Source organism: Fructilactobacillus sp. X7R9C1 (genome assembly GCF_059901005.1).
Map to the genome: position 1 here is coordinate 151,981 of NZ_JBWXVG010000002.1, position 19,612 is coordinate 171,592.

The 19,612-nt window shown below is 36.4% G+C and carries 17 protein-coding genes; 10 read left to right on the forward strand and 7 right to left on the reverse strand.

Annotated features, from left to right (window positions below; genetic code table 11):
- Nucleotides 1–1,194 (reverse strand): galactokinase, encoded by a 1,194-nt coding sequence (locus tag AC6UD0_RS02450; protein ID WP_500708016.1) that lies wholly within the window; start codon nucleotides 1,192–1,194, stop codon nucleotides 1–3.
- A 199-nt stretch (nucleotides 1,195–1,393) separates the two neighbouring features.
- Between AC6UD0_RS02450 and AC6UD0_RS02455 the strand changes: the two genes are divergently transcribed.
- From AC6UD0_RS02455 to AC6UD0_RS02485, 7 genes are all read left to right on the forward strand, one after another.
- Nucleotides 1,394–3,070: a glycoside hydrolase family 13 protein gene (locus tag AC6UD0_RS02455; protein WP_500708017.1), complete on the forward strand. Its 1,677-nt coding sequence runs from the start codon at nucleotides 1,394–1,396 to the stop codon at nucleotides 3,068–3,070.
- A gap of 130 nt (nucleotides 3,071–3,200) precedes the next feature.
- Nucleotides 3,201–3,422: a hypothetical protein gene (locus AC6UD0_RS02460; RefSeq protein WP_500708018.1), complete on the forward strand. Its 222-nt coding sequence runs from the start codon at nucleotides 3,201–3,203 to the stop codon at nucleotides 3,420–3,422.
- A gap of 31 nt (nucleotides 3,423–3,453) precedes the next feature.
- Nucleotides 3,454–3,987 carry a hypothetical protein gene (locus AC6UD0_RS02465; protein WP_500708019.1) on the forward strand — a complete coding sequence of 178 codons (534 nt, stop codon included), beginning with the start codon at nucleotides 3,454–3,456 and terminating at the stop codon, nucleotides 3,985–3,987.
- Nucleotides 3,988–4,149: 162 nt separating this feature from the next.
- Nucleotides 4,150–7,254 (forward strand): type I restriction endonuclease subunit R, encoded by a 3,105-nt coding sequence (locus AC6UD0_RS02470; protein ID WP_500708021.1) that lies wholly within the window; start codon nucleotides 4,150–4,152, stop codon nucleotides 7,252–7,254.
- A gap of 21 nt (nucleotides 7,255–7,275) precedes the next feature.
- Entirely contained in the window at nucleotides 7,276–8,937 is a 1,662-nt protein-coding gene (locus AC6UD0_RS02475; protein WP_500708022.1) for a type I restriction-modification system subunit M, read from the forward strand.
- A complete protein-coding gene (locus AC6UD0_RS02480; protein WP_500708023.1) occupies nucleotides 8,934–10,151 on the forward strand; it encodes a restriction endonuclease subunit S in 1,218 nt (405 codons plus the stop codon). Before AC6UD0_RS02475 ends, AC6UD0_RS02480 begins: the two co-directional genes overlap by 4 nt.
- A gap of 112 nt (nucleotides 10,152–10,263) precedes the next feature.
- The gene (locus AC6UD0_RS02485; protein WP_500708025.1) at nucleotides 10,264–11,181 is read left to right on the forward strand and encodes a site-specific integrase; all 918 of its coding nucleotides are present in this window, start codon (nucleotides 10,264–10,266) and stop codon (nucleotides 11,179–11,181) included.
- A 9-nt stretch (nucleotides 11,182–11,190) separates the two neighbouring features.
- Here the strand turns inward: AC6UD0_RS02485 and AC6UD0_RS02490 are convergent, their stop codons facing one another.
- Nucleotides 11,191–11,772 carry a restriction endonuclease subunit S gene (locus AC6UD0_RS02490; protein ID WP_500708027.1) on the reverse strand — a complete coding sequence of 194 codons (582 nt, stop codon included), beginning with the start codon at nucleotides 11,770–11,772 and terminating at the stop codon, nucleotides 11,191–11,193.
- 7 nt (nucleotides 11,773–11,779) lie between these two features.
- On the opposite strand from AC6UD0_RS02490, the gene AC6UD0_RS02495 reads away from it, so the two are divergent.
- Nucleotides 11,780–12,322 (forward strand): restriction endonuclease subunit S, encoded by a 543-nt coding sequence (locus AC6UD0_RS02495; protein ID WP_500708068.1) that lies wholly within the window; start codon nucleotides 11,780–11,782, stop codon nucleotides 12,320–12,322.
- An 85-nt stretch (nucleotides 12,323–12,407) separates the two neighbouring features.
- Here the strand turns inward: AC6UD0_RS02495 and AC6UD0_RS02500 are convergent, their stop codons facing one another.
- Nucleotides 12,408–13,361, reverse strand: coding sequence for an HNH endonuclease family protein (locus AC6UD0_RS02500; RefSeq protein ID WP_500708030.1), 954 nt, complete (start codon nucleotides 13,359–13,361; stop codon nucleotides 12,408–12,410).
- 257 nt (nucleotides 13,362–13,618) lie between these two features.
- Between AC6UD0_RS02500 and AC6UD0_RS02505 the strand changes: the two genes are divergently transcribed.
- Complete coding sequence (locus AC6UD0_RS02505) at nucleotides 13,619–14,296, forward strand: hypothetical protein (RefSeq protein WP_500708032.1); 678 nt, start codon at nucleotides 13,619–13,621, stop codon at nucleotides 14,294–14,296.
- 431 nt (nucleotides 14,297–14,727) lie between these two features.
- On the opposite strand, the gene mazE is transcribed toward AC6UD0_RS02505, so the two are convergent.
- Nucleotides 14,728–14,967: a type II toxin-antitoxin system PemI/MazE family antitoxin gene (mazE, locus tag AC6UD0_RS02510; protein ID WP_500708034.1), complete on the reverse strand. Its 240-nt coding sequence runs from the start codon at nucleotides 14,965–14,967 to the stop codon at nucleotides 14,728–14,730.
- Between the two features lie 129 nt (nucleotides 14,968–15,096).
- Here mazE and AC6UD0_RS02515 point away from each other — a divergent pair, with 129 nt between their 5' ends.
- The gene (locus AC6UD0_RS02515; RefSeq protein WP_500708037.1) at nucleotides 15,097–15,747 is read left to right on the forward strand and encodes a hypothetical protein; all 651 of its coding nucleotides are present in this window, start codon (nucleotides 15,097–15,099) and stop codon (nucleotides 15,745–15,747) included.
- A 1-nt stretch (nucleotide 15,748) separates the two neighbouring features.
- Here AC6UD0_RS02515 and AC6UD0_RS02520 read toward each other — a convergent pair whose 3' ends face one another.
- From AC6UD0_RS02520 to AC6UD0_RS02530, 3 genes are all read right to left on the reverse strand, one after another.
- Entirely contained in the window at nucleotides 15,749–16,372 is a 624-nt protein-coding gene (locus AC6UD0_RS02520; RefSeq protein ID WP_500708038.1) for a hypothetical protein, read from the reverse strand.
- 211 nt (nucleotides 16,373–16,583) lie between these two features.
- Complete coding sequence (locus AC6UD0_RS02525; protein ID WP_500708040.1) at nucleotides 16,584–19,319, reverse strand: SEC10/PgrA surface exclusion domain-containing protein; 2,736 nt, start codon at nucleotides 19,317–19,319, stop codon at nucleotides 16,584–16,586.
- 153 nt (nucleotides 19,320–19,472) lie between these two features.
- Nucleotides 19,473–19,607, reverse strand: a complete 135-nt coding sequence (locus AC6UD0_RS02530) for a hypothetical protein (protein WP_500708041.1) — start codon at nucleotides 19,605–19,607, stop codon at nucleotides 19,473–19,475.
- Nucleotides 19,608–19,612 lie beyond the last annotated feature (5 nt).

A 19,612-nucleotide genomic window follows, 5' to 3' on the forward strand; every position in this document is an offset into this window, starting at 1 on the left:
CTAAATCTGAATTTCCTTTGGACCGTCCGAGATGTTGGCGATGTAGAAATCGGCGTCGTAGCCGAAGCGGTAACTGTAGGTGTCGCCAACGTTCTTGGTGAAGCTGTCAACCTGGTCAGCGGGCACGATGGCAATTGCACAACCACCAAAACCAGCCCCGATCATTCGGGCACCAATCGCACCGTTCTTCCATGCTTCGTGCACGAGGGTGTCAAGGTTGGGTCCCGTAACTTCGTAGTCGTATTCAAGGGAAATGTGAGAAGCGTTCACCAAGCGACCAAATTCAGCAATGGCATTGTTGCGCAAGGCTTTAACGGCCCTTAAGGTTCGTTGATTTTCCGAAACAGCATGTCGGGCTCGTTTCAACAGGGTCGCGTTATTGATGGTGTAGGTGTATTCATCAAACTCGTCGTTTGACATGGCTCCAAACGAGGAGAAGTCGGCCACCTGATTAACGAGTTTTAGGGCGTCCTCACACTCTTGCCGGCGTTCGTTGTACTTGGAATCTTTAAGACCCCGCTTCTTGTTGGTGTTCATGATGACGATTTTGTCGTTTCCGAGTTTAATCGGCACGAACTCGCTCTTCATCGTGTTGGTGTCCAGCAGAATGGCCGTGTCCTTTTTGCCCATCTCAACGGCGTACTGGTCCATGATGCCGGAATTCACACCGATGTCGGTGTTTTCCACGTGTTGGCCGAGTTTGGCTAGTTCTGGTCCAGAGAAGACGTCATTGAACTGGTCGTTTAGGATTTTGCCAAACAACATCTCAATGGAAGCGGAAGATGATAGGCCCGACTCATCGGGTAAAGTTCCATAAATTACAATATTGAAACCGTGGTCCAGTTGGTGACCTTTGTCAGAAAAGGCCTTAAACATCCCTTTGGGGTAGTTAATCCAGCCGTCGTCTTTGTTGATGTTCAGGTCGTCAAGGTCAAACGAGTTCACGCCCGTGTCGGGGAAGTTTTCTGAATAAATGTTGACCTGTTTATCGTTCGTCGGTGTCACTAACGCGTACGTTCCAAGGCTGATGGCACATGGGAAGACGTGTCCACCGTTGTAGTCGGTGTGTTCACCAATTAGGTTGATCCGTCCGGGTGCGAAGTACGCTTTCGTCGGTTTTTGTTTAAATAAATCCTGAAATTTACTGGTTAAGTTACTGATAATCTTGTTCGTTGAAGTTACTTTTTCAGTCATATCAGACATCTCCTTATCAATCACTTTGTTTAAAATGATTTCTATTTTAAGAGTAAGCGTTTTCAAATATTAAAGCAAGACTTTTTATTCTGTGAAATAATTATTTGATTTAATTGTTACCGAAAGGCTGAACAAGTGGAAGTTGTATGGTAATCTGAAATAAATGATAACGATATTCAGATTTGTGGGGTGAAAAGGAATGAAAAAAGAGCAATGGTGGAAAAAAGCAGTGGTGTATCAGGTCTATCCGCAAAGTTTTCAGGACAGTAACGGTGATGGGGTCGGCGACTTAGACGGCATTAGGGAACGATTGCCATACATTAAAAAGTTAGGAGCCAACGTCATCTGGCTTAATCCAATTTACGAGTCACCAGAAGAAGATAACGGTTATGATATTGCCGATTATCGCAAAATTAATCCCAAGTACGGCGACATGAAGTCATTTCAAAAATTGTTAGACCGAGCTCATGAACTGGGCATTAAAATTGTGATGGACTTAGTTGTTAATCACACATCCGATCAACACCAGTGGTTTAAGGAAAGTCGCAAATCCAAAGACAATCCATACCGTGATTACTACTACTGGCGTGATCCAGTTGACGGTCATGCTCCAAACGACTGGGGTTCCTTTTTCAATGGTTCAACGTGGAAGTACGATGAAACCACTGGTCAGTACTACTTGCATCTCTTTGCGGACGGACAACCCGATTTGAACTGGGAGAACCCCAAAGTCAGAGAAGAAGTCAAGAGTCTGATGAAGTTTTGGTTGGATAAGGGTGTCGACGGTTTTCGAATGGACGCCATTAACCTGATTTCAAAGCCTAAAGGATTACCCAACATGCCCAAATCTGAGAATGCGAAATATTCCGCTCCTGGTGCAGGGGTGTTGAACGGACCACGGCTGAACGAATTTTTGCGTGAATTGAATACCGATGTCTTATCGAAATATGACATCATGACGGTCGGTGAAATGTCAGGTACTAATCCAGAACAAGCATTGGAATACACTGGTTTTGACGCACACGAACTTAACATGGTCTTTCAATTTGAACACGTTGAATTGACACCCAATCCTGACACACGACTGAATAAATGGAACGACCAGCCCGTAAAATTGACTGATTTGAAGCGGGTCTTCAATAATTGGCAAACTAAGTTGCACGATAAGGGATGGAATTCACTTTACTGGAGTAATCATGACCAACCACGAGCTGTTAGTCGATTTGCGACTGATAAACCAGAGTATCGGAAGTTGGCTGCTAAAATGCTTGGTACCACGCTTCATATGATGCAAGGAACGCCGTACATTTTTGAGGGTGAAGAGCTGGGGATGACGAATGCCCACAAAGAAGATTTGACTCAGTATGAGGATATCGAGGCGATTAACGCCTACAATCAATATGTAAAACAGGAGAAAATCGTTTCACCAACGAAGATGATGAAGTATCTCGCTAATATGTCTCGTGATAATGCCAGAACGCCCATGCAGTGGGATACTTCCAAAAAAGCTGGTTTTACTACTGGAACACCGTGGTTTGCGGTAAATAAGAACTATAAAGAAATTAATGCGAAGGATGAAGTTGATGATCCAAATTCGGTCTTTGCTTATTACCAGAAGTTAATTGAACTACGGAAGAATAACCCAATTATCATCGAAGGAGACTTTGAACTGTTAGACCCAGACGATGAGGAAGTTTTTGCCTATAAGCGTCATTATCAAGGTGAAACTTTGTTGGTTATCAGTAATTTCGCTGACCACGAGGTGGAACGTGACTATGATGTGCCTGATGATGCGGAAGAATTGATTGGAAATTACGTCGATGATGTTGGTAAGAAGTTGAGGGCGTATGAGAGTAAAGTATATAAGATAAAATAAATTAAAAAGCCATGATTTTAATCGAATCATAGCTTTTTAGAAGTTCTTCTTAAAATAATTTATAAAAAATGATAAAATTAGATTATTCACAATTAAATATGTTAATTAATGCAAAGAGAAGTGATTAAAAATGAATAAACAAGATTTTATCAAACAACAACAACGGAGTAAAAAAATCGTTTACCAAAAAAGTGAATTACATCATAAGAGGGTTAAAACCTTTTGGACGACTTTCGCCATTGCCATGTTAGTAAGCTTTGTGATATTTCCCACTTTTTTCCAAGTTATCTTTTTTGGCATTATTATGAGTGGCGTTGGTTACCCGTTCATGTTTTGGGCGATGTATAGATAACTATTTTATAAATAAGAAAGGAAGAGAAAAAATGGCTTTAATTTATCCAAAGAGTGACGCGGAAAAAATGAGCATTCCAGAAATTAAAGAAGTTGGAAATTTAGCCTTCCCGGCAATGATTGACGTGGACGGAGACGGTAAAACTATGATTGATGATAACAGCGTTAAAGAATTCATCTTTTTCGATAGCGGTTTAGACGATGACAACGCAACACATACGGCGGAAATTAGTGTGTTTGGTACTCCCCAGAGTATTTATACACTAGACATTCAAACAGATATACCCAGTTTATATCTGGGAGACGTCTATTATAGTTTTGACCACTACACCGGTTTTAATTGGATAAAATGCAATGGCGACACCGCTGATTATTGGTTATTTAGACAGGTTAAAGAGGATAACGGGAATACAACAATTAAATTAGTGCCCTATAATTTTACAAAAACATGGGTTTTAAATGAGAACGCTTGGCAGGGGGTTCGTATGGACGATGACACACTTAGAGTTATGATTGATGTACTTTGCAAAGCACACAAAAATATTAGCAAGTATATTATCGAATAGTGTTTACTTTTACAGGCATTTATATAAAATTTAAATAAATTAAAAGAGGCTACCCATTTGGATAGTCTCTTTTAATTGCTCTCTTTTTCCTTACTTAGATTAGTGATATTATTAACTTATTAATAGTAATAAGTTAAATAGGGATAGGCTGGAATTATATTTATGAAATCAGAACTAGGATTTGAAGACGAATTAATCGATCATTTAACTAAAATTGGAAACGATAAACAGTGGCAATATGAGCCAAATATAAAAACAACTGACCAATTATGGACTAATTTCAAAACGATTCTTGAACAGCACAATCAAGATAAATTAGAAAAACCGCTCAGCACTAACGAATTTGCTCAGGTTAGACGACAAATTGAAGATCTCCATACTCCATATTTGGCAGGTCGTTTTTTGTATGGTTTTAATGGCCAGTCAGAAGTAAGTGTTGATCTGGATAATGGAAAGCAAGCCATTTTGACAGTTTTTAAACAGGATCAAATTGGTGCGGGAGATAATATTTATCAAATAGTTAATCAAATTGAGAGACCTGCTAAGATTTCTGGAATGAAGAGTTGTAGGTTTGATGTAACCATGTTAATTAATGGTCTACCTATTATTCAAATTGAAGAAAAGCGTGCAGACCATCCAGCTAAAGAAGCTCTTAATCAAATGCAAAAATACATTGAAGAGGGCCAATATACTGATATTTTTTCAACTCTTCAGATTTTGGTTGGGATGACACCAAATGAAACACGTTACATGGCTAATACTCCTTATGATGATTTCAATACTGATTTTGCTTTTCAATGGGAGAAAGAAAGTAATAATGAACCAGTATCAAACTGGCGTGATTTTAGTAATCGGGTGTTATCCATTCCTATGGCGCACGAAATGGCAACTAATTATATGATTTTAGACGGATCTAGGGGACATCAAAGTATTAAGGTCATGCGTCCCTATCAAGTTTATGCCACTAAACGAGTCATTAATAAGTTAAAAACAGCTACCTTTGAAAAGGCAGATCAAAAATTAGGGTATATTTGGCATACCACAGGATCGGGTAAGACTATTAGTAGTTTTAAAACAGCTTGGCTAGCATCACGTCTTCCTAATGTTGATAAAGTAGTCTTTATAGTTGACCGACGCGCTTTAACGCAACAAACGGCTGAAAGTTATTCCGCTTATGATCCTGATAGTGATGATAATAATAAAAATGGGGTAGTTGATAATACTGCCAACGTCAGAGATTTAGCTAAAAAGTTGAAAAGTAACGGTAATGGAATTGTTGTAACATCGATTCAAAAGCTAGATAAATTAGTTCAAAGAAAAACCAAATTACCTGATAAAAACATTTTGTTTATCGTCGATGAAGCTCATCGTTCCACTAGTGGTGATATGTTGCAACGTGCTAAAGATGCATTTTCACATTCTGAATGGGTTGGATATACAGGGACACCAAAATTTGCTGATAAAAATGGTAAAAGTGATGGACCCACGACTCGAGAAATTTTTGGTGATTTGCTTCATGCTTATACCATTCGTCAGGCAATTGCCGACCATAATGTGCTTGGATTTAAAGTGGACTTCAACACGACCTTGCCAGAATCAATTTTAAGAACCCAGTATTTACCTGAATTTTATCGACAGAAGTATCCCAAATGGTCGCAAGAAAAAATTAATAATAAGATTGATAATCTAACTCAAGCTGATATGGATGATCAGGTATCAAGTAGTGTTTATGATTATAATGAAGATCACATTAATAAAGTAGTTGATGATATTCTTTTAAAATGGAAGAATCGTTCTGTGAATTATAAGTATAGTGCCATTTTGACCACTCATGTTGGTGGGATGGCTTCGTCATCTAAAATGGCCAAAATGTACTATGATACTATTACTAAAAAAACAGCTAATTCTGATCATCCTTTAAAAGTTGCAGTGACTTTTAGCAATGATACTTCTAATGGCGATAATATGATAGAAACCAATAAAAATTTACGGGAAGCAGTAAAACAATATAATCAAACGTTTGGGACAAATTTTGATGACACTACTCTTAAAGAATATCGTGAAGACGTCATGTCACGGCTGAACCGAAGTAACCCGGATAAAAATTATCTTGACCTAGTAATTGTAGTCGATCAACTTTTGACCGGATTCGACGCTCCTACATTAAATACGTTATATGTGGATAGAACTTTGCACGGAGCTAATTTAATTCAAGCATATTCACGAACTAACCGAATTCAGGATTCAAACTATAAACGGTTTGGCCGAATTATTAATTATCGTTGGCCGAAATTATCTGAAGATTTGATGAATGATGCTTTGGCGGTTTATGCCAACAAAGATTCTGCTAATTATCAAACGAAACTTCCAATTGGGCAGGATTCAGATGATGATGTCATCCAACCTGACTTTCGTGACAAGATTTCGGAAACAGCTGAAGTAGTTGATAAACTAGATACACTAACACATGGGTTTCAATACATTTCACCTAGCCGTGATGAAGATAAGGAAACCTTGAAGTTACTCAGAACTTACAATAATAATGTTGTAGCTCTGAAACAATACGACGAATATGATTATGATCATCCAAATGATTTATTAGACAAATTAGGAATTTCTGAGGACCAAGAGGTTGCATTAACCACTAAAATCCAACGGGAACTAAAGAATACGTTTAAAAAAGATGATCCTGATTTTGACATTGATTTTAAAATGGAACACATTAATGAAATTGATGTCGATTATGATTACCTAAGAGAACTATTGGCTCGACTTGCCAATCAGGTTAATGATGAGGACGAAGATGGTGCTGTCGAAACATATAACAAGTTAAATGAACTTGCTGATCAAGTTGAAGAGAAGTATGCACAAAAAATTAAGCGAACTGCTGAAGCAATTAAAAATGATGAAATCGATAAATCTAAACTTGGTTCATATCCATTAAACGGTGATGACATGAAAGACTTAATGGATAATCAGGAAGACCTATCACGACGAAGTGAGATCTTAAAATTTCGCCAGAAGTATGGATTTGTTGATGCTGATGGGACCAAGGATTTATTTAATAAAATCTTAGATCGTCATATCTATGGTAATGATGACCTTGATAACAATGGAGAATTAAAAAAGATCATTAATCTAGCTCAAAATTATTATCATCAAGATGCCATTGATCCAGAAGTTAAGTCACTTCCAAGGATTAAATACAGAATAAATTTACGTAAAGCGGTAGAAAAATTCGCAGATAAATTAACTCAAGAATATTAAAAATGGAGAAGGAACTAAATAATGGCTGAAAAACAAACAAAAGAAGCACAAGATATAACTTCTGAACTATGGGCGATGGCGAATGAACTTCGTGGGAATATGGATGCTAGTGAATACCGGAATTATATCCTGGGTTTTATGTTCTACCGTTATTTATCTGAACGTCAAGAACAATACCAAAAAAATGCTGATTTATTTGATTTACAAGATGGTGAAACCATCAATGACGCATATGTAAAAGCTGTTAAAGAAGATCATGATAGTTTAAAAGATTATTTGGAAGACGCTGCTGATTCACTTGGATATGCCATTGCACCTCAATATACCTGGGCTACGATTAATCAAAAAGTTGAAGATGGCACTATTACTGCCACTGACTTTCAAGAAATGTTTGATGATTTTAACCGAAACGCTCAAATTAATAAAGAAGCTCGCCAAGATTTCAGTGGCATCTTTACTGATATGAATCTTAACAATTCTCGTCTAGGTAATAACATGAGTTCTAGAGCCCGTGCTCTTAACAATATCGTTAAAATGGTTAATAAATTTAACTATAATGATGCAGATGGGCACGATATTCTTGGGGATGTTTATGAGTATTTAATTGCTAAATTCGCTAGTAGTTCAGGTAAAAAAGCTGGTGAATTCTATACTCCTCATGAAGTTTCCAAATTGTTAGCAGAATTAGCCACTTCTGACTTTAATGGAATTGATCATCAGTTTACGGTTTATGATCCGGCCATGGGTTCTGGTTCGCTTCTTTTGACCGTTCAAGATGTGTTAAAACATAAGGGTTATGAAGGACGAGTTAGTTTCTTTGGACAAGAGTTAAATACGACAACTTATAATTTGGCACGAATGAATCTTATGATGCATGGTGTGGAGTATCAAAATATGGATCTACGAAACGCCGATACACTAGAAATGGATTGGCCAGACGGAATGGACAGTGACGGTGTCGATCATCCGCGAAACTTTGATGCTGTGGTTGCTAATCCACCTTACTCTGCAAATTGGGACAATAATGAACGCAAGATGAAAGATCCACGGTTCAGAGATTTTGGTCGTTTAGCACCTAAATCGAAAGCTGACTTTGCTTTTGTTCTGCATGCTATTTATCATTTATCCAACGAAGGTAAAATGGCGATCGTTTTACCACATGGTGTTTTATTTCGTGGTGGAGCTGAAGGTACCATTAGAAAAACTTTGATTGAAAAAAATTATTTAGATGCTGTTGTTGGGCTTCCAGCAAAACTTTTCTATTCAACTTCAATTCCGACGGTTGTCTTGGTATTCTCTAAGCATCGTAGTAATAAAGATATCTTCTTTATTGACGCTTCAAGTGATTTTGAAAAGGGCAAGAATCAAAATGTTTTACGTCAACAAGACATTGATAAGATTGTTGAAACTTATAAGAAACGCGAAGACGTAGATAAATACGCTCATAAGGCTGACTTAGACGAAATTAAGGAGAATGAATTTAACCTTAATATTCCGCGTTATGTTGATACTTTTGAGGAAGAACCTCCTGTCGATGTTGATAAATTAGTATCAGATATTCAATCTACTGATAAAGAAATTAGTGGGTTAGAAACTGATATATCAGGGATGTTAGACGATCTTGTGGGTCAGGATGCTGTCGCTCAACAGCAGCTTGAGCAAATTAAGGGGCTGTTTAAATGAAAAATGAAGAAATGACTCCAAAAATTAGATTTAAGGGATTTACTGACCCTTGGGAGCAGCGTAAATTCTATGACAATTTAGACGATGTCTTGGATCATCGAGGTAAGACACCAAAAAAGATTGGATTGGAATGGAGTGATAATGGTAATATTCTTGCTCTTTCAGCTTTAAATGTAAAAAATGGATATATTGATAACTTAGTAGATGCACATTTTGCTGATGATGATCTTTATAAAAAATGGATGGGGGACAAAGAACTTAATGCTGGTGATGTTCTTCTTACTACAGAAGCCCCAGCTGGAAATGTCACATTGGTTCCTGATAATAAAAAATATATATTAAGTCAGAGAATAATTGCATTTAAAACAAATAAATTCAAAGTGAATAATGAGTTTTTTGAACAATACTTAAGATCTAACTTATTCCAACGACAAATTATGAAAATATCTTCTGGTGGAACGGCCAAAGGAATAAGTCAAAAAAACTTAAAAAAAATAGTAACTAGTATGCCAAAAACTATAGAAGAACAATTAAAGATCGGTATTTTTCTTTCTGATATTGATTCACTTATCGCTGCCAATGAACGTAAATTGAAGCAGCTAAAACAACTAAAAAAGTTGTTAATGCAACGAATTTTTAGTCAAAATTGGAGATTTAAGGGATTTACTGACCCTTGGGAGCAGCGTAAGTTAAAAGATGTCTTAGATGAATCAGTTAATAAGTCTATTATAGATAATCAATATCCTATTCTTAGTTCAACAAACAGTGGGATAGAGTTAAGAAATGGAAGAAGTTTCTCAAGCACTAATAAGGGTTATAAAATTTTACAGTTAGGTCAAATAGTACTTTCTCCGCAAAATTTATGGTTAGGAAATATAAATTATAATGATTCTTTTAAGAATGGATTAGTATCTCCATCATATAAAACATTTAATATAAAAAATGCTGAAAACAAATTTGTGTCATATTTAATAAAATTACCTAAGATGCAATACGAATATAAAGAATCTTCAATCCAGGGAGCTAGTGTTGTTAGACGAAATTTAGATATGGATAAATTTAACGACATACAGTTTAATATGCCTAAAAAAATTGAACAGGATGACATTGGGGAAATATTAGAGTATTCTACCAAACTTATCGCTGCCAATGAACGTAGGATCGATGAACTCAAAAATTTGAAGAAATACTTGATGCAAAACATGTTTGTTTAAAAAATACGTATAAATGTCAAAAAAATGTGAATTACGATCCTGATGAGTGAGACCTTTAAGATAAAATAAGTCGTTAGCTTTCTAACGACTTATTTTTTATGGAGGTGCTTTAATGGCACAGGATGTAAAGTTTCACGAATATTTTTATCAATGGATGAGGTTGTATAAGTTAGATGCGGTGAGGGATGTTACTTATGAAAAGTACATTATGACTCATAAACAGTTGGTAAAACTGGCACCAGAACTATTGTTGTCAGACCTTAGTAGATTATCGTATCAACAACTTTTAAACGATTATGCTGAAAGTCATGAACGACAGACAACGATGGACTTTCATCGGCATTTAAAGGGATCATTGATTGATGCATTAGAAGAGGATTTCATTGATCGTGATCCAACTAGAAAGGCGATTATTAAGGGTGTTAAACAACGGAAACACAAGACTAAGTATTTACATCAATATGAGTTACAGGCACTTTTAAACTCATTAGATTTAGGGTCTGAAGTTAATTGGGATTACTTTATTCTATTGATAACTAAGACGGGATTAAGGTTTGCTGAGGCTCTAGGAGTTACTCCAGAGGACTTTGATTTTGCTCATCAGACACTTAATATAAGTAAAACATGGAATTATAAGTCAGCTGAAGGTGGCTATGCACCAACAAAAAATCGATCTTCAGTCAGAAAGATACCCTTAGATTGGCAAACAGTAATCCAATTTTCTCAGCTAACGAAGAATTTACCGCAAGATAAGCCAGTTTTCGTTCATGGCAAGGTTTATAATGATACGATTAATCACAAGTTAGAACGACTGTGTAAAAAAGTTAATATTCCAGTTATATCGATCCATGGACTACGTCATACGCATGCATCTTTGTTATTGTATGCTGGTGTTAGCGTTGCTTCGGTAGCAAGAAGACTGGGACATTCTAATATGACGACAACACAACAAACATATCTTCATATTATTCAGGAGTTAGAAAATCAGGATAATGATAAAGTCATGAAACATTTGGCTAGTTTGATCTAGATTGTGAAATTAAATAGCTAAAAATTTAAAAAAGCATTCATATTTTACAGTATGAATGCTTTTTTGCTTAAGTTCATTGGCAGCGATAACATGATCAATCTTTTCCATTGAAGTAGCAATTCTTTGTTGTTCTGAGAATTTTGGAATATAAAATTTCTGCCTACGTACGATGTCTGAATTTAAATTAACTTGAGATCCAGGCTGACCATATTTTACCCACATATCTTTATTTTCATTTAATAGTTGAAACATAAAGTAAATATCAAACCTTGGATTTTCAAATACAATAAATCCATCATGAATTCCAATAGATATAAAATTAATTACTGGTTTCCCTACACTTGCAGCAATACTCAGAATTAAATGTGGATCATTTAAAACTCTTGTTTTTTCCATTCCAATTTTAGACAAATGCTGAGAAGTAAAATAAATTAAACCGTTTTGACTAGTTACATCAGATATCCTTAACCATCCAACTTTACTATCAGTAGAAAACCATTTCTTATCTTTAATCGGTCGTGGAGATGCACCTCTGTAAATATTTGATAATTCTCCAAGCTCACGCTGCTCCCAAAAGTAAGCTAAATACACAAAGCAAATATGCGCTTTAGTTTGGGAGCAGCGTAAGGTTAATGAAATATTTAGAGTTACACGTGGAGATGTATTATCTAAAAATAAAGTTTCATCATTTAAAACTTCTACTAATATCTATCCTGTTTATTCTTCGCAAACTTCTAATAATGGTTTATTAGGATATTATTCAAAATATTTATTCGAAAATGCAATAACTTGGACAACTGATGGTGCTAATGCAGGAACAGTAAAATATAGATCTGGAAAGTTTTACAGTACAAATGTGAATGGAGTTTTAATCTCAAAAAAGGGGGAAGCAAATTATGCTATGGCTGAAATTTTAAATAGAATTGCATTTAAATTTGTTTCGCATGTTGGAAATCCTAAATTAATGAATAATGTTATGAGTGAAATTAAAATTAAATTTCCATATAGATCAGAACAAGAAAAAATAAGTCAACTTATTGGATTATTAAATAATATTATCGCTGCCAATGAACGTGAGCGCTTTGATTATAAAAAATTAATAAATATTTTCACAATAATGTTTCACAGCCTTTTGGTGTAAAAAGTAGAAGCATACATCTTAAAATTTAATTAAAATAAAAATGCAATGATACATGATTTAATCATGTATTACTGCATTTTTGATATTATTTCATAAACGTTTTAACGATTAAATTGGACAACTCTTTAGATCTATTATTGATTTCTCTAGGAGTCCATTTTGAATTTTTAGCAATTTCTGTGTTTTCTTTAATTTTACTTGATTTATAAATCTTTTTCTTTTCACAAAATTCACTATTACTAGCATTTACATTATCAGTTTTTGATAAAATTGTAAGATTTCCAATAGATTGCATATATTCTTTGTATTGCAATTTCGAGTCTTTATTTGTAAACCATTTGATCCAGGTTGGTTTGTCTTCAATGCTTTGAGGCAAGATATGTTCAAGCTCCCAAGGGTATCGATTTGATTTTGCATCTCTTAGTTTAAGATTATAAATTATCATTAAAACACATGTTATTTTTCTTATTTCGTTGTTATTGTTAATTTTGGTATTGAAAATATTCCCTTTGAGTTTTTCTTCATCAATGGTTTTAATTGTATCATGTATGTCATTTATAACATTATTAATTGAAATCTTGTGATTATATAATTTATTTGTTAAATCAGGTATTGAAATGACTTTATCTTTTGCAGATGGTGATTCTTTCATTAGTTTATTAGGATTTTTATTTGAAAAAAATAAATATATAATAGCTAAACTACGAAATGCTTTTAAAAATTTATTGATTTGTAAAAGATCTTCTTTATTTATGAGCATGGTAAGTAGTAAATAAACGTGTATTCTTACATTTAACAAATCTAATTCTTCCATTAACTCAATGTAATCATTCTTTTCACTATCTGTACCTAGGTAAGTATTTATATCTTTAGGATTGGTAATCAATTGATATTTATCAAAGGCTTTATTTAAAAGTTTTATGAATTGTAATGGGTCTCTTTTTGGATTTTTCATATAAAGTTGATAAATTTTTATTAATGGGTTACATTTCTTACCTGTTATTAAGATAGAAATTGTTTCTAAAAACTCATTTGTCAATGGTATTCCTCCAGCCGATTTTACTATCGTATGGTTATATTGTGAATGTTCCGATTATTTCATAATTAGCCCGAACTTTCAATGAAATTCTTAATAAAGTAAAAGCTTATATACTAAGAAATGTATTAAAAAAATATTTGAAATTCTGAGAAGATAATGTAAGTTTGGAGGATATTTAAACAATTAATTAATAATTGTCAGAATACTTTATGGATGTATGCTTGTGATAAGCATAATTTGTTGGGAGGAAGTTTAATATGGTTGAAGTTGATAGTATGTCAATTGATAACTCTAATCAATTGTTAGAATTTTTATACGCTTTTAAAATTTTACAAACATTTGATTCAAAGGGATTTTCTGATGATTTTTATCCATCTAAATTAGTTTTTGGTTTGTCTGGTGACTTGTTTGTAAATTCAGTTGATCTATTTGATATAAATAGTAAAAGTATAATTTCTAACTTTTATAAACAGAAAAAAGAAGAAGACGGAAAAAATAAAGAGGAAGAGGATGAAAAAAACTCAGAAGAAAGTAATCCATATATAGAGACATCGGGATGGGAAAGCTTTTTGAAAGAAAGTTCATCATTTATTTCTGATGTGCTTGATAAATTTGATCCAAAAAATAAATGTGGTATGGACATTAGTAACTTTAAAGGTCATCTTGATGTACTAATTTGGAACAATGAAGAAACTGATTCGATTGTTAATAATATGGATAAAATTAAACAAGAATATTCAATTGGTTTTATTAATGAATTTGACATTGCAGAAAAATTGCTAGATTTAATTAAAGTGGGAAAGTATAATTTCATCCCTGATTGTTTTAATAATGTGTTGTATAACATCAGTTTTCTGGAAAAGAAAGAATTAAAGTTTTCTCAGTTTTTGGTTAATGGAGATGATACTATTACTTTTAAAGGTGCACTTTACTAAATATATAATCAATTTCCATTTAAAAAGTCATGATATTTTTATATCATGACTTTTTATTAGCATAAGATAAAATCAGTTTACTGTAGTAACAGATTTTGTCTTTTCCATATGAAATTGCAGTTTTATAGTCAACACTATTGTCTCTCTTATACCCAAACGAATTATTCACTTGCCAGCATATCATTTACGCCAAACTTCTTATTTTGATTTTAGTTTAGCAAGGAATAACTATTTGTTTTTTACATAATTCTTTCATCATGATGTTGTTGGTCTGCTTTACGATTGTAAAATCAGTTATTCGATCGACGAAGATGAAATCAAATTAACTGTGGGCATCTTTCGAATTCATTTGTAATTTTTGCTAGCTAAATTATCCGATAAATGAAATCATTGTCAACAATTATATTTATTTTTTGCTGTAATAATATTACCTAATTGTTTATCTCCCTTCCCATCACTTTCCCCGACTCTTCCTTTTGCCTAAAATCTTTCCTTTGCTTTTCATCTAGTCCATCTAGATACCATGTTCCTTCAAATGGATTTCGATGTTTAGGTGTTAACTTTAACGACCCATCACTTTCTTTTTTGACGTCAAAGTCCGTGCCTTCAGGATAGTTAAATTGTTTTGGAATCGTAATTACACTTTTATTTCCAACTTTTCTAAGTTTCATTAATAAGTCCTCCTTCAAGGATTTGGATAATAACGATTTCATCTGGCACCTTACCACGCAATGATCTATGCTTAAACTATAATGATTATTCCTTGATATTAATTACTTGACTTTAATCAGGAGGGGACCATGAAAAAGCAAAATTATTTCATCATTACTGGAGTATTAATACTGTTAGTGATCGTCTTAGCTGGAGTGGGTTTTGCTGCGTTGCACCATCATCACAAGAAACAGATCAGTAAGGGCATGAGCATGGCTAGTTTTCCAGCGAAGTTCCGCGGGAACTGGTATTCCTATTCAACTAAAACCAATCGGTACAGCATCATCCGCAACACGAAAAGGACGAGTTCAGCGACTATTTACGATGTCAATTCCAAACCAGATACATATCGTGTCACGATCCATCAAACCAAGTATAAGCCCCATTTTAAGGAAATTGGCAACCGCACAAAACTAAGTAACAGTTACATCAAAAAGACCGAAAATTGGTCGTTATTACGCAACATGAGTTACATTCCGTGGCAATCAGGTCCAAAGGGAAAGGCGGCCACCGTTAATCTGTACGGTTGGACGCAATCCACTGGTGACGGGATTTATCTCCAAGAGCGGCGCCAAAAAGTCGACGATTACCACGTTGACATGCTGACGTACGTGAACAACGGGGTGAACCCAATCGTTAACATGAACGAGGGTGGTCATTTCTATCGCAATAAGCAACTAGCACAGAAGTTAGCTGGTCGCAAGTATCATTGTGAGTTTCGATACGTTAAAGACTACTAAATTATTTCAATAGATTACTTAAGTCTTCCCAGCTGGATCCACCTGAAATCGGACCGTGATAGTTAGAATTTCCCTTATCTTGACAGCCAAACAAGTTATTTACCAGTCTGGATATTTTTTCCTCCAAACTTCTGATTTTGTATGAATACTCCTCCTGTTTCTTGATAAAGGGAAAAGAGCCGTCCAGATAGATCGGAGTGACGATGTCGTTGAAGTATAGTTCCAGGCGGTCGTCGCCCTTGCGAATCACATGATTGAGGTTGTGATAGGCGATCCACGACGTGTTGCGCTTGCAGTGGTCAATGGGCTTTAAGCGCAGGAGTTGGACGTCATTTCTGACGTACGGGATGTTCTTGTTAATCTGACAGTGACTCGCCAGCGTTTTGATTTTCGCAAGGGACAGGCGGTTCTTTTGCCACAGCTCCTTCATCAAGACGTTGGTGGTTTGCTTCACGAGCGTAAAACCCGAGACACGGTCGACGACGAGGGAATCAAATTGGTTGTGGGCGTCCTTTAAATTGATGAGCAACAGGACCGAATTCCAATTGATGGTGTAGGTGGTTAGTTTCCGGTTCACCTGTGACGGTAAAATCGAGTTGATGTCGACCGCGAATTCGTTGCGCATCTTTCGCTTAAGTGGTTCACATAGATTCAGTGGTAATTCATTTAGTTCCATGATATCTCTCCTTTTTTGTTTGTTCATTATTTAGATACGCACTTTAGGGAGCAATTTTTCATGAATTTCGATTATTTAAAATAAAATCCAATTAGCACGATTAAAAAATAAACCCTAGTGATGATCACTAGGGTTTATTAGGATATCAATGTGTGAAAGATTATTTGAGGTATTTACGGCGCTTATCAGCTAATCCAAAGATGCCCATCAGAGCTGTAAGAAGTCCAACGATTGACAACCAACTAGTATTTGATTGACCGGTTTGAGGAAGGGTCACATTTGAAGTTCCCTGCTTCTTACTCGTCAGCTTATCAACCTTGACAGATTGACGATAAGCAAGCGGTGAGGTGGTCAAATGATTACCGGCTTGTTTACTGATGCGATACTTAACTTCGGTTAACGAAGTTACGCCGGACTCATTGGTCGTCTGGACGCTTTCAGGACGAACCGTTTCCGAGCGGTTGATGTAAGCTGCCCGTGGTTTCGTGGTCCGTTGCGCGTGGTCAATGGCATGGTTGATGATTTGGGCGTGCGCCTTTTTGGTCGTGTTTTGACCATGAGCTTGGTTAGCAGCCTGCTCGTCATGAGCCAATTCGGCTTGGTCCTTTGCTAGGTCACTCTTTGCCTTGTCCAGAGCGGCTTGTTCGGCGGCCGCTTGTTTTTCGAGGTCGGCTAACTTTGCCTGATCGTTGGCAAGTTTGGCCTTGGCGTTAGCTAAGTTATTGGCTTCATTTTGGTAATTAATCAGTTGTTTTTGTAAGGCGGCCAGTTTAGCTTGGTCATCTTGAAGTTGCTTTTCTGCTTGTTCAAGGGCTTTTTGCTTATTGATGAGGTCTTGGGTGGCCTTGTCTAAATTATTTTGGGCCTGTTCATTTGCGGTAGTTGCCTTTTGTAACTTGTTTTGATCGTTATGGAGTTGGTTGGCGTCGTTTGCGACCCGTTGTTTGTTCTGAGCTAACTTGTTCTGCAAGCCAGGAAGGGCAGCGTTGTTATGGTCGATGATTTGTTGCTGCTGGGCAATCTGTTTGTTTAAGTCGTTGATTTCGGTCTTGGCTTTGTGAATGTTAGCGGACCATTTATCTGGATTATACTGGGTAACTTGCTTTTCATCGTTACCTAATTGGTTGGTCAGGCGTCCCAGCTTGTTTTGTGAGTTTTCTAGCGTTTGTTGGGCACGTTTGATTGCTCCTTTACAATCTGAGATTAATTCGAGCGTGTCATCAATTTGGCGTTCCAGTGTTTCGGGAGTCACGATGCCTGTATCAGTTACACTAAACTTAGTCGAATCCTGAATTTGACTTGGGCTAATCAAGACCAAGTGAACTTGACCATAGTTATCAACGCCGATGCCAAGGTACTTGTCATTATTGACGTTTCCGGTCTGCGGGTCGAGACCTAAAAGACTCATCTCGTGGGCATCCGATGCCTTACCGTCATTAAACAGCAAGTTCATAATTATACTGTAAAGTTTGGAGTAGATGGTATCCATGGTGGTGTAATTGTCAAAGGTCATGTCACCAGGGGTAACGATTTCATAACCGTCCGCTCCGGGGTAAACTTTCAGCCCATACTTGGCTGCCAAGTTGTTGATGGCGTTGACGTCATAACCATTTTTGTTACTAATGTTCCAATCATCTTGGTTATAAGCGTTCATCAAGTTGTCAATAAAGTAGTCCATACTATAACCACCGATTGCAATGTCCGTGGTACCAAACTGTTTGTGGATTTGATTAATGAGCCATTGGACGTATTCTGCCATTTCGAGTTTTTGATTATTGGTGAATTGCGGGGTTTCCTGGCCATTACTGTTAGTCCCAACCTGGACATAATCCTGTTTCGCAATGTCACTCGGTTGGTAGTGGTTGGCGGCCATTGCCGCATTATCAAACTGGTTGAACCAGTCGGATGCGTTTTCGTTTGGATGTTGTTGCTTCCATTGCTGAAAGCCCTGTAAGGTCATGCCAGCGGGAATGTGAATGCTTTGCTCAAAGGCACTCTCAGACTGTTTCTCGTCGTTTAAGGTACTTTGCGCGTCACTAAGAGTTGAGTTCCACGAACTAATGTCATCTTGCGCGTTACTAATTGCTTGGTTCGTTTTGTTGACGGCAGCTTGGTCGTGTTTAACGTTGTTTTCGGCCTCGTCATGCTTTTTCTTAGTGGCAGCTTGCCACTTATCTAAGTTGTCAAGCGTGGTTTGGGTATCCGCTTTTTGTTGCTTAGCCTGATCTTGTTTTTGTTGGGCATCCTTGGTGCTCTGTTCGTTGTTGTCAACGGCACTTTGCGCCTGATTTTGTGCGTCAGTATCGTGGTTTAACTGATTCTGGTCATTGTTAACGTCATTTTGGGCTTGGTTTTGATCCTGTTGAGTATTATCAGCGTTCTTTTCATCTTTCTCCACGGTCGCCTGGGCGTCATTTTCGGCTTTTTGATCGTTATTAACTTGACTTTGATCCTTTTTAATGTCGTTATCGGTCTGATTAATTTGGTCCTGAGTCTTTTTGATGTTTTCGGGAGTGGCATCGGCCGCTTCTTTTTGGGCCTTGTCCACGGCCGCTTGGTCTTTATTCACCACGCCTTGTTGATTACTTATGGCTTGAGAGTCGGAGTCGACGTTCTTTTGGTCGGTGTCTACAGCCGTCTTGTCATGGTTGACCTGGTTTTGATCAGTTGAGACGGCATTAGACGTGCCATTTTGTTGTTGACTAGTGGGTTGCGTCTGGACGTTTGCACTAGCAGCATTGTTGAATACTCCCACTGCAAACACTCCCGACGCTACTAAAGCGCTTCTAGTAGTAATCCTTAGCCAACGTTTATGTAGCCTTACTGGATTCACGTGCGACTGATGACTATCATCTTTTGACACCTTACAATTATCATGCTTAATAAATTTACTCATAACATAAGTCCTTTCTGCTTATAAATTATTTTACATAATTGATAATACTATAAGGACTTTTATAATACAATTGTTTTAAGTAAAAAATGATAATTATGTGAGTTGGTCTTATTTCAATAAATAAAAACCAGCGCGTAAAGCGCTGGTTTAAAGTTAAACGAGCCACCAAATAATCAAAGCGATGATTAAGACGATTAAGGCTAATCCGAGCCAGTCTTTATACGTTGGCCGATGTGGTGTCATCGTGATGATTATGTGCTTTCCAATTTTCCATTCTCTAGTTTTCATGTCAT

What these genes read in the sequence shown, in the direction of transcription:
- AC6UD0_RS02450 (WP_500708016.1), bottom strand. Translation starts at nt 1,194, where the DNA reads ATGACTGAAAAAGTAACTTCAACGAACAAGATTATCAGTAACTTAACC.
- AC6UD0_RS02455 (WP_500708017.1), top strand. Translation starts at nt 1,394, where the DNA reads ATGAAAAAAGAGCAATGGTGGAAAAAAGCAGTGGTGTATCAGGTCTAT.
- AC6UD0_RS02460 (WP_500708018.1), top strand. Translation starts at nt 3,201, where the DNA reads ATGAATAAACAAGATTTTATCAAACAACAACAACGGAGTAAAAAAATC.
- AC6UD0_RS02465 (WP_500708019.1), top strand. Translation starts at nt 3,454, where the DNA reads ATGGCTTTAATTTATCCAAAGAGTGACGCGGAAAAAATGAGCATTCCA.
- AC6UD0_RS02470 (WP_500708021.1), top strand. Translation starts at nt 4,150, where the DNA reads ATGAAATCAGAACTAGGATTTGAAGACGAATTAATCGATCATTTAACT.
- AC6UD0_RS02475 (WP_500708022.1), top strand. Translation starts at nt 7,276, where the DNA reads ATGGCTGAAAAACAAACAAAAGAAGCACAAGATATAACTTCTGAACTA.
- AC6UD0_RS02480 (WP_500708023.1), top strand. Translation starts at nt 8,934, where the DNA reads ATGAAAAATGAAGAAATGACTCCAAAAATTAGATTTAAGGGATTTACT.
- AC6UD0_RS02485 (WP_500708025.1), top strand. Translation starts at nt 10,264, where the DNA reads ATGGCACAGGATGTAAAGTTTCACGAATATTTTTATCAATGGATGAGG.
- AC6UD0_RS02505 (WP_500708032.1), top strand. Translation starts at nt 13,619, where the DNA reads ATGGTTGAAGTTGATAGTATGTCAATTGATAACTCTAATCAATTGTTA.
- mazE (WP_500708034.1), bottom strand. Translation starts at nt 14,967, where the DNA reads ATGAAACTTAGAAAAGTTGGAAATAAAAGTGTAATTACGATTCCAAAA.
- AC6UD0_RS02515 (WP_500708037.1), top strand. Translation starts at nt 15,097, where the DNA reads ATGAAAAAGCAAAATTATTTCATCATTACTGGAGTATTAATACTGTTA.
- AC6UD0_RS02520 (WP_500708038.1), bottom strand. Translation starts at nt 16,372, where the DNA reads ATGCGCAACGAATTCGCGGTCGACATCAACTCGATTTTACCGTCACAG.
- AC6UD0_RS02525 (WP_500708040.1), bottom strand. Translation starts at nt 19,319, where the DNA reads ATGAGTAAATTTATTAAGCATGATAATTGTAAGGTGTCAAAAGATGAT.
- AC6UD0_RS02530 (WP_500708041.1), bottom strand. Translation starts at nt 19,607, where the DNA reads ATGAAAACTAGAGAATGGAAAATTGGAAAGCACATAATCATCACGATG.